This window comes from Pseudomonas sp. NPDC087346, assembly GCF_044744235.1.
GTDB lineage: Bacteria > Pseudomonadota > Gammaproteobacteria > Pseudomonadales > Pseudomonadaceae > Aquipseudomonas.
Genome location: NZ_JBIUXX010000029.1, coordinates 27,809 through 40,278, shown reverse-complemented (window position 1 = coordinate 40,278; position 12,470 = coordinate 27,809). Strand labels below are relative to the sequence as shown.

11 protein-coding genes and 1 pseudogene are annotated in these 12,470 nt (G+C 60.8%); 11 read left to right on the top strand and 1 reads right to left on the bottom strand.

The window, feature by feature from the left end; translation table 11 throughout:
- Positions 1-89: 89 nt before the first annotated feature.
- Positions 90-614, top strand: a pseudogene (locus ACIOZM_RS18035) (phosphomethylpyrimidine synthase ThiC); the annotation flags it as partial.
- A 145-nt stretch (positions 615-759) separates the two neighbouring features.
- A complete protein-coding gene (gene cytX, locus ACIOZM_RS18030; protein ID WP_401216157.1) occupies positions 760-2,052 on the top strand; it encodes a putative hydroxymethylpyrimidine transporter CytX in 1,293 nt (430 codons plus the stop codon).
- Here the strand turns inward: cytX and ACIOZM_RS18025 are convergent.
- On the bottom strand, positions 2,021-2,767 hold the full coding sequence (locus ACIOZM_RS18025; RefSeq protein WP_401216156.1) for an RsiV family protein: 747 nt from the start codon (positions 2,765-2,767) through the stop codon (positions 2,021-2,023). The genes cytX and ACIOZM_RS18025 overlap by 32 nt on opposite strands.
- A 230-nt stretch (positions 2,768-2,997) precedes the next feature.
- Here ACIOZM_RS18025 and ACIOZM_RS18020 point away from each other — a divergent pair, with 230 nt between their 5' ends.
- The 9 genes from ACIOZM_RS18020 (at position 2,998) to ACIOZM_RS17980 (ending at position 12,384) form a co-directional block, all read left to right on the top strand.
- Positions 2,998-3,615: an NUDIX domain-containing protein gene (locus ACIOZM_RS18020; RefSeq protein ID WP_401216155.1), complete on the top strand. Its 618-nt coding sequence runs from the start codon at positions 2,998-3,000 to the stop codon at positions 3,613-3,615.
- Entirely contained in the window at positions 3,606-4,058 is a 453-nt protein-coding gene (locus tag ACIOZM_RS18015) for a DUF1249 domain-containing protein (RefSeq protein ID WP_401216154.1), read from the top strand. The genes ACIOZM_RS18020 and ACIOZM_RS18015 overlap by 10 nt, the downstream gene beginning before the upstream one ends.
- Positions 4,059-4,172: 114 nt before the next feature.
- Positions 4,173-4,988 (top strand): 3',5'-cyclic-AMP phosphodiesterase, encoded by an 816-nt coding sequence (gene cpdA / locus ACIOZM_RS18010; protein ID WP_401216153.1) that lies wholly within the window; start codon positions 4,173-4,175, stop codon positions 4,986-4,988.
- 166 nt (positions 4,989-5,154) lie between these two features.
- The gene (locus ACIOZM_RS18005; protein ID WP_401216152.1) at positions 5,155-5,763 is read left to right on the top strand and encodes a YqiA/YcfP family alpha/beta fold hydrolase; all 609 of its coding nucleotides are present in this window, start codon (positions 5,155-5,157) and stop codon (positions 5,761-5,763) included.
- A 41-nt stretch (positions 5,764-5,804) separates the two neighbouring features.
- Positions 5,805-7,712 carry a DNA topoisomerase IV subunit B gene (gene parE, locus ACIOZM_RS18000; RefSeq protein WP_401216151.1) on the top strand — a complete coding sequence of 636 codons (1,908 nt, stop codon included), beginning with the start codon at positions 5,805-5,807 and terminating at the stop codon, positions 7,710-7,712.
- The gene (locus ACIOZM_RS17995; protein WP_401216150.1) at positions 7,712-8,701 is read left to right on the top strand and encodes an esterase-like activity of phytase family protein; all 990 of its coding nucleotides are present in this window, start codon (positions 7,712-7,714) and stop codon (positions 8,699-8,701) included. The genes parE and ACIOZM_RS17995 overlap by 1 nt, the downstream gene beginning before the upstream one ends.
- On the top strand, positions 8,698-9,219 hold the full coding sequence (locus tag ACIOZM_RS17990; RefSeq protein WP_401216149.1) for a TIGR02281 family clan AA aspartic protease: 522 nt from the start codon (positions 8,698-8,700) through the stop codon (positions 9,217-9,219). Before ACIOZM_RS17995 ends, ACIOZM_RS17990 begins: the two co-directional genes overlap by 4 nt.
- Positions 9,220-9,229: 10 nt before the next feature.
- Positions 9,230-11,494 carry a DNA topoisomerase IV subunit A gene (parC, locus tag ACIOZM_RS17985; RefSeq protein ID WP_401216148.1) on the top strand — a complete coding sequence of 755 codons (2,265 nt, stop codon included), beginning with the start codon at positions 9,230-9,232 and terminating at the stop codon, positions 11,492-11,494.
- Between the two features lie 176 nt (positions 11,495-11,670).
- Positions 11,671-12,384 (top strand): membrane integrity-associated transporter subunit PqiC, encoded by a 714-nt coding sequence (locus ACIOZM_RS17980; RefSeq protein ID WP_401216147.1) that lies wholly within the window; start codon positions 11,671-11,673, stop codon positions 12,382-12,384.
- Positions 12,385-12,470 lie beyond the last annotated feature (86 nt).

The following is a 12,470-nucleotide window of genomic DNA, read 5'->3' as shown; positions in this document are numbered from 1 at the left end:
ATAACCCCCCCCCCCCCCACCCCCCCCCCCCCCCCCCCCCCCCCCCCCCCCCCCCCCCCCCCCCCCCCCCCCCCCCCCCAACCACCCCCCTCGGCCCGCTGACCACCGACATTGCACCGGGCTACGACCACATCACCTCGGGTATCGGTGCGGCGATGATCGGCTGGTTCGGTTGCGCGATGCTCTGCTACGTGACCCCTAAGGAACACTTGGGTCTGCCGAACAAGGATGACGTGAAGACCGGGATCATCACTTACAAGATCGCCGCTCATGCCGCCGACCTTGCGAAGGGTCACCCGGGCGCGCAGATTCGTGACAACGCCTTGAGCAAGGCGCGTTTCGAGTTCCGTTGGGAAGACCAGTTCAACCTCGGTCTGGACCCGGACACCGCCCGTTCGTATCACGATGAAACCCTGCCGAAGGACTCGGCCAAGGTCGCGCATTTCTGTTCGATGTGCGGGCCGAAATTCTGCTCGATGAAGATCACCCAGGAAGTCCGTGAGTACGCGGCCAACCAGCGGATCGACGCGGTCGACGTGGAAGTCGCCCAAGGCCTGGCGGAACAGGCCGAACGGTTCAAGAAGGAAGGCAGTCAGCTGTACAAGAAGGTTTGATCTGACCTGAAACGGTGGGGCCTGTGGCCCCATCGCCAGCAGGCTGGCTCCCACACTGGATTGGTGAACCCACAAGTCCCCTGTGGGAGCCAGCCTGCTGGCGATTGATCAACACAACAACAAATGTCCCTCTGAGATAACACCCTTGAGCATTCAACCCAGCACTTATTCCCCTGATCTCGCCGTGCCCGCCGACAAGCGTGTATTTGGCGGTCGCGATCTGTTTTCCCTGTGGTTTTCCCTCGGCATCGGCCTGATGGTCTTGCAGACCGGTGCATTGCTCGCGCCCGGTCTTGGCCTGTCGGGTTCGCTGCTGGCGATCTTCCTCGGTACGTTGGTTGGCGTGCTGTTGCTGGCCGCCGTCGGCGTGATCGGCAGCGACACCGGTCTGTCGTCGATGGCCGCGCTCAAACTCAGCCTCGGCAGCAAAGGCGCGAGCCTGCCGGCGCTGCTCAACCTGTTGCAACTGATCGGTTGGGGTTCGTTCGAAATCATCGTCATGCGCGACGCCGCCAGCCTGCTCGGCACCCGTGCATTCAGCGAAGGCAGCCTGTGGGCCAGTCCGATGCTGTGGACGCTGTGCTTCGGCGCATTGGCCACCTTGCTCGCGGTGAGCGGACCGCTGACTTTCGTGCGCAAGATCCTGCGCAAGTGGGGCATCTGGCTGCTATTGGCCGCGTGTATCTGGCTGACCTGGAACCTGTTCGCCAAAGCCGATCTGGCTGCCCTGTGGGCGCGTTCCGGTGACGGTTCGATGCCGTTCGCCGTGGGCTTCGACATTGCCATTGCGATGCCGCTGTCGTGGCTGCCGCTGATCGCCGATTACTCGCGCTTCGGCAAACGGGCGAAGAACGTATTTGGTGGTACCGCTGTCGGTTTCTTCATCGGCAACTTCTGGCTGATGAGCCTCGGCGTGGCGTACACCCTGGCGTTCGCGCCGAGCGGTGAAGTCAACGCACTGCTGCTGGCTTTGGCTGGCGCCGGTCTGGGGATTCCGCTGCTGCTGATTCTGCTCGATGAGTCGGAAAACGCTTTCGCCGACATTCACTCGGCGGCGGTTTCCAGCGGGATTCTGTTGCGCTTGAAAGTCGAGCATCTGGCCTTGGCCATCGGTGTGATCTGCACCCTGATCGCGCTGCTGGCGCCACTGGCGCAGTACCAGAACTTCCTGCTGCTGATCGGCTCGGTGTTTGCGCCGTTGTTCGGCGTGGTGCTGGTGGATCACTTCATCCTGCGCAAGCGTAGCGCTCAGGTGGCTTCGGCCGCATTGCGCTGGCCGGCGCTGCTGGCCTGGCTTGGTGGGGTCAGCACCTATCACTTGCTGGCGAATCTGTATCCGGATGTCGGCGCGACCCTGCCGGCGCTGGTGCTGGCAGGGCTGTTGCAGCTAGTGCTGGGCCGGGCCTTCAGTTACGGCCGGGAAACAGCTCGGGCTTGAGGATACCGTTCAGGCGCGGGTAAGGGATTTTCAGTTCGACGTGGCCCAGCGCGTAAGGCGCGATGGTGCTCACGTCGTACTTGAGGATCACGGCACCGTAAGTCAGCGCCACGTTCGGGGTTTTGACGAACGGCCAGATCTTCACGAAATCCGCTTCCTGATCGAGCTTGGTGCTGATCAGCCAGCTGTTGTGCGCCACTTGTGCGGCTTTCCAGAACGCGTCTTCCTGACCCGGCAGCAACATGTCCGACAGTGTCAGCACTTTGTGCTGCTGGCGCGAATAGTTGATGAAGCCGCGACCCGGGGTGCCATGGGCGCCACCAGTGTCCAGATAACTCGATAGTTCGACAATCACCAAGCCGTCATGCTGCTCGCGTACTTTGGCTTGCAGGTAGCTGCTGTTGCGCGGGCCGGCATTGCGCAGGAATTGCTCGCGATAGGCCGCCAGCGTTGGCGCGACGGGGGCATTCGGCTCGCTGCGGGTCATTTGCAGCAGGCGTTTTTCGATGACGCCGTCCAGCGCAGGCTCTGCCGCGAAGTGCACGGTGTCGATGTTCACGAGCGGGCAGTCAGGGTTGGCGCAACCCGGTTTCAGGGTTTCCGAAGCGTCGCGGGTGGTTTCCAGCGGCGTGCGGTAGTTGGGCTGGAACAGGTTGGCGCAGGCGCCCAGCGTCAGGGCGATGGCAGCCACGGAGGCAATTTTGAAAAGCGACATGGGCGTCCTTTCTGAAACAGGGGAAGGCAAAAAGTTATCCGCTTCGACTCTCGCCGAAGCAGTCAGTTCGCCACTAAGCTAATTAGAGTGGGTTTCTCCTCCACCGTCCATCCCGCTGACGGTAAAGAGGGGCTGCATCAAACATCGCGGGCGCGTTAGGATGGCGCGAAGTCGAGGTTGCCAGTCAACAAAAGCAACCGCGTAATGGATTTGCAGTAAAGAGGATGCTCATGACTGATTTTGCCAACGCCACGCCGACCACCGTCGATATCGTAAAGCGCGAACGATGCTACGAGGGCTTCTACAAGCTCGACCGCATTCATCTGCGCCATGAGCTGTTCGATGGCGGCATGAGTCGCGAGATCAATCGTGAAGTGTTCCTGCGTCACGATGCGGTGTGCATGCTGCCTTACGATCCGCAGCGCGATGAAGTGGTGCTGATCGAGCAGTTTCGCATTGGCGCCATGGGCAAGACCGACAATCCATGGCTGGTCGAACTGGTCGCTGGTCTGATCGACAAGGACGAACAACCGGAAGAAGTTGCTCACCGCGAGGCGCAGGAGGAAGCTGGGCTGGACATCAAGGCTTTGTGGCCGATGACCAAATATTTCCCGTCGCCGGGCGGCAGCAACGAATTTGTGCATTTGTATCTGGGGCGTTGCGAAACTTCCGGTGTTGGCGGCCTGCACGGGCTGGAGGAAGAGGCAGAAGATATCCGCGTCACGGTCTGGGCGTTCGAAGATGCCTTGCAGGCCGTACGTGACGGACGAATTGCCAACGCGGCGAGCATTATCGCTTTGCAGTGGCTGGCGCTGAACCGCGCCGAAGTGAGGGGGTTATGGTCGTAAACAAGCTGCGCGATCGTTATCGAGTCGACCTCGTGGGGCTGCAAGCCGCCTGCGAGGCCAACTATGCGCGCCTGATGCGACTGCTGCCGGACATGCGCAACGAACCCGAGGCACGGCGCATCGCCGTGACCCAAGGCGAGCAAATGCTCGGTGTGCTGGCCCTTGAAGTGCTTCAGGCCTGCCCGTACACCACGACGTTGCAGGTGCGTCAGGAGCACAGCCTGCCGTGGTTGCCGGTGCCGCAACTCGAAGTGCAGGTCTATCACGATGCGCGCATGGCCGAAGTGGTCAGCGCCGAACATGCAAGACGCTTTCGCGGCATCTATCCTTACCCGAATGCCTCGATGTATCAGCCGGACGAAAAGGCCCAGCTCAATCTGTTTCTCGGGGAATGGTTGAGCCATTGCCTGGCCTGTGGTCACGAGTACGCGGCGGTTCGATAGCGTTTGTATCGCTGCGAGTGTGAACTGTGTCCGGTTCCCGGGTTTCCCCTTTGAGTGATCGCCCAGCATAATTGCGCGACTTATCCGATCCCGTGATTCGCCCAGGAGAACGCCTTGCCGAGCGCATCGACATTGACCACCGCCGACGCGGCGCTGCTGGTGCAAATCTCCGATAGCCATTTGTTCGCCGAGGCGGACGGTGCGCTGCTGGGCATGAACACCCGTGAAAGCCTGCAAAAGGTTATCGAGCTGGTGCTGAAGCAACAGCCACAGATCGATTTGATCCTGGCCACGGGTGACTTGTCCCAGGACGGCACGCTGGAGTCGTATCAACTGTTTCGCCAGATGACCGCGCAACTGGATGCGCCGGCCCGCTGGATTCCCGGCAATCACGACGAACCGCAGATCATGGCTGTGGCGGCGGTGCAGAGCACGTTGCTGGAGTCGGTGGTCGATATCGGCAACTGGCGCGTGACTTTGCTTGATTCGGCGGTACCGGGTTCGGTGCCGGGGTATTTGCAGGACGATCAGCTGCAGTTACTCGCGCGCTCGCTGAGCGAAGCGCCGGAGCGTCATCATCTGGTGTGTTTCCACCATCATCCGGTGCCGATCGGTTGTGCGTGGGCGGAGCCGATCGGCTTGCGCAATCCGGAAGCTTTTTTTGACGTGCTGGATCGTTTTCCACAGGCCCGAGCGGTGCTGTGGGGGCATGTGCATCAGGAAATCGACCAGTTGCGTAACGGCGTGCGGCTGATTGCGTCGCCATCGACCTGCATTCAGTTCGAACCGGGCAGTGACGACTTCAAGGTCGGCGAGCAGGCGCCCGGATATCGCTGGTTGCGGTTGTTGCCGGATGGACGGCTGGAAACCGGTGTCGAGCGCGTGACCGACTTCGAATTCAGCGTCGATTACGGCTCCAACGGATACTAATTCTCCCTGTAGGAGCTGCCGCAGGCTGCGATCTTTTGATCTTAAAAAACAAAATCAAAAGATCGCAGCCTGCGGCAGCTCCTACAGGGGGCATCATTTGCATGGCCCATCCTTGTTCGACTCCCTGTAAACTCCGCTTTCTTTCGCCGACAGCCAGGGAGCTCCAATGTCCGGTTCGATCCTCTATATCCACGGTTTCAACAGCGCTCCGGCCTCGAGAAAGGCCTGTCAGCTGGTCGAGGTGATGGAACGGCTGGGTTTGAGCGAGCAACTGCGTGTCCCGGCCCTGCATCACCATCCGCGGGAAGCCATCGGTCAGTTGGAGCAAGCGATTGCCGAGCTGGGCCGGCCGCTGCTGGTGGGAAGCTCACTCGGCGGCTACTATGCGACTCACCTGGCCGAGCGCCATGGCCTGAAAGCCCTGCTGGTCAACCCGGCCGTCAGTCCGCACCGGATGTTCGACGGATACCTGGGGACGCAGAAAAACCTGTATACCGATGAGACCTGGGAATTGACCCACGACCACGTAGCGGCCCTGGCTGAACTGGAAGTGTCGGCGCCTCAGGATGCGCAGCGTTATCAGGTGTGGTTGCAGACCGGCGATGAAACACTGGACTATCGCCACGCCCAGCAGTATTACCGGGCCTGTGCCTTGCGCATTCAGGCCGGCGGCGACCATAGTTTCCAGGGGTTTACCGGGCAATTGCCGGCGTTATTGAGTTTTGCCGGCATTGGCGCCGATGTGTATCAGGCAATCGATTTCACCGCACTGTGAAGTCTTGCCCCTATTTCATGAATTTCTGACGACGAGACCCTATGGCCACTCCCAGCGCTAGCTCTTATAACGCCGACGCCATCGAAGTCCTCTCGGGCCTCGACCCGGTGCGCAAACGCCCCGGCATGTACACCGACACCAGTCGGCCGAACCACCTGGCGCAGGAAGTCATCGACAACAGCGTCGACGAAGCTTTGGCCGGCCACGCCAAATCGGTGCAGGTCATCCTGCACGCCGACCACTCGCTGGAAGTCAGCGATGACGGCCGCGGCATGCCGGTCGACATTCACCCGGAAGAGGGTGTGTCGGGCGTCGAACTGATCCTCACCAAGCTCCACGCGGGCGGCAAGTTCTCCAACAAGAACTATCAATTCTCCGGCGGCTTGCACGGCGTGGGTATTTCGGTGGTCAACGCCTTGTCGACCGAAGTCCGGGTGCGCGTCAAGCGTGACGGCAACGAATACCAGATGACCTTCAACGATGGCTATAAAGCCTCGGAACTGGAAATCGTCGGCACCGTCGGCAAGCGCAACACCGGCACCAGCGTGTACTTCGCGCCGGACCCGAAATATTTCGATTCTCCAAAATTCTCCATCAGCCGCCTCAAGCACGTGCTCAAGGCCAAGGCTGTGTTGTGCCCGGGGCTGCTGGTCAGCTTCGAAGACAAAAGCACCGGCGAAAAAGTCGAGTGGCATTACGAAGACGGCCTGCGCTCGTATCTGGTAGACGCGGTCAGTGAATTCGAGCGCCTGCCGAATGAGCCGTTCTGCGGTGTTTTTGCCGGTAATAAGGAAGCCGTGGACTGGGCGCTGCTGTGGTTGCCGGAGGGTGGCGACGCGGTGCAGGAAAGCTACGTCAACCTGATCCCGACGGCGCAGGGCGGTACCCACGTCAACGGCTTGCGTCAGGGCTTGCTCGATGCCATGCGCGAATTCTGCGAATTCCGCAGCCTGCTGCCACGCGGCGTGAAGCTGGCGCCGGAAGACGTCTGGGAGCGGATCGCTTTCGTCCTGTCGATGAAGATGCAGGAACCGCAATTCTCCGGCCAGACCAAAGAACGCCTGTCGTCGCGTGAAGCGGCGGCGTTTGTTTCGGGTGTGGTCAAGGACGCCTTCAGCCTGTGGCTCAACGCCAACCCGGAAACCGGTCTGGCGCTGGCGGAACTGGCGATCAACAACGCTGGCCGTCGCCTCAAGGCGAGCAAGAAAGTCGAGCGTAAACGCGTCACGCAGGGCCCGGCATTGCCAGGCAAACTGGCTGACTGCGCCGGGCAGGACCCGATGCGCTCCGAGCTGTTTCTGGTCGAAGGTGATTCCGCTGGTGGTTCCGCCAAGCAAGCGCGGGACAAGGAATTCCAGGCGATCCTGCCGTTGCGCGGCAAGATCCTCAACACCTGGGAAGTCGACGGCAGCGAAGTGCTGGCCAGTCAGGAAGTGCACAACATCGCCGTGGCCATCGGGGTCGATCCGGGCGCGGCGGACATGAGCCAGTTGCGCTACGGCAAGATCTGCATCCTCGCCGACGCCGACTCCGACGGCCTGCACATTGCGACCTTGCTCTGTGCGTTGTTCGTCCAGCATTTCCGCCCGCTGGTCGAGGCCGGTCACGTCTACGTGGCGATGCCGCCGCTGTACCGGATCGACCTCGGCAAAGAGATTTACTACGCCCTCGACGAAGCCGAACGCGACGGGATTCTCGACCGTCTGGTTGCCGAGAAGAAACGCGGCAAACCACAGGTCACCCGATTCAAAGGTCTGGGTGAAATGAACCCGCCGCAGTTGCGTGAAACCACCATGGACCCGAACACCCGTCGTCTGGTGCAACTGACGCTCGGTGAAGACTTCGCCGCAACATCGGAAATGATGGACATGCTGCTGGCGAAGAAACGCGCCGGCGACCGCAAAACCTGGCTCGAATCCAAAGGCAACCTCGCCGAGGTGTTGGCCTGATGCGGTTTGGCTGGGCCTTCGCGGGTGCGTTGCTGCTGAGTTCGATGAATGTGTCGGCCGAGCCGGTGCAGGAATTGCGCGTGCTCTCCGAACATCCGGTCGAGGGCATGCGCGGCGGTAACCTGTCGGGTCTGGCCATGTGCGGCAACGAGTTATGGACGGTATCGGATCGCGATGACGATCAGATCTATCGGCTGAATATTGCCGATCAGGTCTGGCAGGCCGAAACCGTGCACATCGACGTGCCTCCGGTACCAGAGACCGGTTTGCCGTGGGGGCTGCGTTCGCGCAACTGGGCCGCGTCTTTCGTGCGCGGTGGCGACCTGGATTTCGAAGGCATCAGTTGCGACAGCGCCGGCAATCGCTACATCGTCAGCGAAGGCCATGCGGCGGTGTTGCAGGTGCCCGTCAGCGGCCCGGTCAACTGGCTGAAGATCTCGCCGATGATGGTTCGCGAAGCGCGGGCCAGCGGCATGCTTCTGCACTTCAATGCGATATTCGAAGGCCTGGCGATCAACCCGGCGGGCGATCAGATGTGGCTGGCCGCCGAGCGCCAAAGCCGTGGCTTGCTGCTGATCAAGCGTCAGCAGACAGTATGGGATTGTGACGGTCGCTGCGTGCTGCTCAGTGAGGGCGGCAAGGAAATGCAGCCGCCGCAGTTCCCCAACGCCAAAGCGGTTGATCGGGACTTTTCCGACATTTCGTTGTTCAACGGCAAACTGTTTACCCTTGAACGCAACGCTTTCCAGATTTGTCGTCGCGATGCGCAGACCGCCAAGGTCGAACACTGCTGGTCGTATGCTGCCGAACTGTTGCAGGCCAATCGCCGTTACTCGCAGAACTACGGACTGGAAGAGGCGCTGATCGTTGATGCTGACGGGGCGTGGATCGGCGTCGACAACAATTTTGGCCCGCGTGCCGACGGTGAGGTCCGCCCGATTGTCTGGCGCTTCGCCGCGCCTGACGGTGGCTGGAGCGCCAAGCCGTGAGCCAACAGCCGCCGGGCAAACGCGCCGGTCGGGTGCTGTTGATTCTGGCATGGTGCGCCGGGCTGTTTCTGGCCACGCGGTTTTTTGGTCAATGGGAAGAGCGTCAGCAGAATCCGAACGTGGTGGTCACTTCGGAGCAGCGCGACGGGGTGATCGAAGTCAAACTGGCCGGCAATGCCCAAGGGCATTTTGTCGCCAGCGGGCAGATCAACGGCGAGCCGGTGGAGTTTATGCTCGATACCGGCGCGACTGATGTGGCGATCCCGGCTGAGCTGGCCAAGCGTTTGAAGCTGGAACAAGGTTTCGGTGTGACCCTGAGCACGGCCAATGGCCTGAGTCAGGGTTACCGTACAAAAATTGACCGCCTGCAACTGGGCGACATCGTGCTGCGGGACGTCCGCGCACTGGTGGCGCCGGGGCTGCATGGCGATCAGGTGCTGCTCGGCATGAGCGCCCTGAACAAACTTGAATTTACCCAGCGCGGCGGCACCATGCTGCTGCGCCAGACAACGAACTGATGAGGCCCGCATGAGCGACATCCTTGCAGACAGCTTAGATGGCGTAGAACGCCGATCGCTGGCTGACTTCACCGAAAGTGCCTACCTCAACTACTCCATGTACGTGATCATGGACCGTGCCTTGCCGCATATCGGCGACGGTCTGAAACCGGTACAGCGGCGCATCATCTATGCGATGAGCGAGTTGGGGCTGGACGCTGATTCCAAGCACAAGAAGTCGGCGCGTACCGTCGGCGATGTGCTCGGCAAGTTCCACCCGCACGGCGACTCGGCGTGCTACGAAGCGATGGTGCTGATGGCGCAGCCGTTCAGCTATCGCTACACGCTGGTCGACGGCCAGGGCAACTGGGGTGCGCCGGACGATCCCAAGTCCTTCGCTGCCATGCGTTACACCGAAGCACGCCTGTCGCGTTATTCCGAAGTGCTGCTCAGCGAACTGGGCCAGGGCACTGCTGACTGGGGCCCGAACTTCGACGGTACCCTGCAGGAGCCGCTGGTGTTGCCGGCGCGTCTGCCGAATATCTTGCTCAACGGCACCACCGGCATCGCCGTGGGCATGGCCACCGACGTACCGCCGCACAACCTGCGCGAAGTCGCCAGCGCTTGCGTGCGTCTGCTCGATGAGCCGAAAGCCACGATTGAACAGCTTTGCGAACATATTCAGGGCCCGGATTATCCGACCGAAGCGGAAATCATCACGCCGCGCGCCGACCTGCTGAAAATGTACGAAACCGGCAAGGGCTCGGTGCGCATGCGCGCCGTGTACCACGTCGAAGACGGCGACATCATTGTCACCGCGTTGCCGCATCAGGTCTCCGGGGCCAAAGTGCTGGAGCAGATCGCCGCGTTGATGCAGGCCAAACCGTCGAAAGCGCCGCAGATCGCCGATCTGCGTGACGAATCCGACCACGAAAACCCGTGCCGCATCGTGATCATTCCGGTCAACAGCCGCGTCGATCACGAAGCGCTGATGCAGCATCTGTTCGCCAGCACCGAGCTGGAGTCGACCTATCGGGTCAACGTCAACATCATCGGTCTGGACGGCAAGCCGCAACTGAAAAACCTGCGTGCGCTGCTGGTGGAATGGCTGGAGTTCCGCGTGCAGACCGTGCGTCGCCGCCTGCAATTCCGCCTCGACAAGGTCGAGCGTCGCCTGCACCTGTTGGACGGTTTGTTGATCGCCTACCTCAACCTGGATGAAGTGATCCACATCATCCGTACCGAGGAGCACCCGAAAGCCAAGCTGATCGAGCGCTTCGCACTGAGCGAAATCCAGGCCGACTACATTCTCGACACCCGTCTGCGTCAGTTGGCGCGACTGGAAGAAATGAAGCTGCGCGACGAGCAGGACGAACTGCTCAAGGAACAAGCCAAGCTGCAAGCCCTGTTGGGCAGCGAAGCCAAGCTGAAAAAACTGGTTCGCACCGAGCTGATCAAAGACGCGGAAACCTACGGCGATGACCGTCGGTCGCCAATCGTCGAGCGCACCGAAGCCAAGGCTTTGACCGAACACGACCTGTTGCCGAACGAGAAAGTGACCGTTGTGCTGTCGGAAAAGGGCTGGATTCGTTCGGCCAAAGGTCACGAGATCGATGCCACTGGCCTGTCATACAAGGCTGGCGACGGCTTCAAGACCTCGGCAGCGGGGCGCTCCAACCAGTTTGCGGTGTTTATCGACTCCACCGGCCGCAGTTATTCGGTGCCCGCGCATACCTTGCCGTCGGCCCGTGGCCAGGGCGAGCCGTTGACCGGTCGTCTGACGCCGCCGCCGGGTGCGACGTTCGAATGCGTGCTGATGCCGGAAGACGATGCGCTGTACGTCATCGCCTCCGACGCCGGTTACGGTTTTGTGGTCAAGGGTGAAGACCTGCAAGCCAAGAACAAGGCCGGTAAAGCCCTGTTGAGCCTGCCGAACAACGCCAAGGTGATCGCTCCGCGTGCGGTAACCGACCGTGAGCAGAACTGGCTGGCGTCGGTCACGACCGAAGGTCGCCTGCTGATCTTCAAAATCAGCGATCTGCCACAATTGGGTAAGGGCAAAGGCAACAAGATCATTGGTATTTCCGGTGAGCGTGTGGCCAGTCGCGAAGAATATGTCACGGACATCGCCGTCATTCCGGAAGGCGCCACCTTGGTGTTGCAGGCCGGGAAACGTACCTTGTCACTGAAAGCCGACGACCTCGAACACTACAAAGGTGAGCGTGGACGTCGCGGGAATAAACTCCCGCGTGGCTTCCAGCGGGTGGATGCGCTGCTCGTCGAAAACCTCAATTAAGCGTCCTAGACGCGTCGATCCACGATTTAACGCGTAGATCGACGCTTTGGCGCTGGAGTCGGAACGCATATTCACGGATGATATGGCCTTTCAAGCGCCGGCGTGGCCGAGCGTTCTTCATATTTATTGAGTATTTTCACTGTGGTCAGCCTTGTGGCGGCCACCTGGACGGGATGATGACTGCTCTGCGCCTTCCTCTTATTTTGTTGCTCGCTGGCGTTCTTGGCCTGGCGGGTTGCAGCGTTCACCAGCCGGTGTCGCTGTATCAACTGGACAGCGGAAGTCCGGTTCAGCCTGCGCAAAGCGCTGGCATGGCGGTTTTGCTGGGCCCGGTAGTCGTAGCCGATTACCTGCAACGTGAAACTCTGCTGCAACGTCAACCCGACGGCAGCCTGCAAGCATCGACCGATGGTCGTTGGGCTGGCAGCCTTTCGTCGGATATCGATCAGTTGCTGCTGCGTCAGGTTGCCGGTCATCTGGACAGCCAGCGCGTAGTGCTGGCACCGGCGACTTTGGGCTTCAATCCGGATGTGCAGGTATTGCTGACCATCACGCGTCTGGATTCCGGCGAGAAACAACCGGCGATTCTCGATGCGCAATGGCGTTTGATCGACCGTCGTGGTCAGGTGCGTGATAACCGCATCATCCACCTGCAAGAGTTGCATGCCGGTAGTACGGCTTCGCAGGTTCAGGCGCAGGGGATTCTGTTGCAGCGCCTGTCCGAGCAACTGTCGGTAGCGCTCAAGCCATTGGCCAATCAACCGCCTGTGGCTGAGGCGCCGCGCAAGTCGGCTCCTAAACCGGCAGCGCCGGCGGCGGAAGCGGACAAGCAGCCGAAGATTCCGATGGCTTCACCGATTCGTACCGATATGGAAGTGTTCCGCTTCTAAGTCCGGATCGAGTCAAGACAGAGCCCGCCTTGTGCGGGCTTTGTTGTATCTGGTGGGCTGGAGATCTTCGTAGTCAGAGCTGGCCC

Bases quoted from the DNA above. Each gene is read 5' to 3' on its own strand.
- ACIOZM_RS18025 (WP_401216156.1), bottom strand. From the start codon at position 2,767: ATGTCGCTTTTCAAAATTGCCTCCGTGGCTGCCATCGCCCTGACGCTG.
- ACIOZM_RS18020 (WP_401216155.1), top strand. From the start codon at position 2,998: ATGACTGATTTTGCCAACGCCACGCCGACCACCGTCGATATCGTAAAG.
- ACIOZM_RS18015 (WP_401216154.1), top strand. From the start codon at position 3,606: ATGGTCGTAAACAAGCTGCGCGATCGTTATCGAGTCGACCTCGTGGGG.
- ACIOZM_RS18005 (WP_401216152.1), top strand. From the start codon at position 5,155: ATGTCCGGTTCGATCCTCTATATCCACGGTTTCAACAGCGCTCCGGCC.
- parE (WP_401216151.1), top strand. From the start codon at position 5,805: ATGGCCACTCCCAGCGCTAGCTCTTATAACGCCGACGCCATCGAAGTC.
- ACIOZM_RS17995 (WP_401216150.1), top strand. From the start codon at position 7,712: ATGCGGTTTGGCTGGGCCTTCGCGGGTGCGTTGCTGCTGAGTTCGATG.
- parC (WP_401216148.1), top strand. From the start codon at position 9,230: ATGAGCGACATCCTTGCAGACAGCTTAGATGGCGTAGAACGCCGATCG.
- ACIOZM_RS17980 (WP_401216147.1), top strand. From the start codon at position 11,671: ATGACTGCTCTGCGCCTTCCTCTTATTTTGTTGCTCGCTGGCGTTCTT.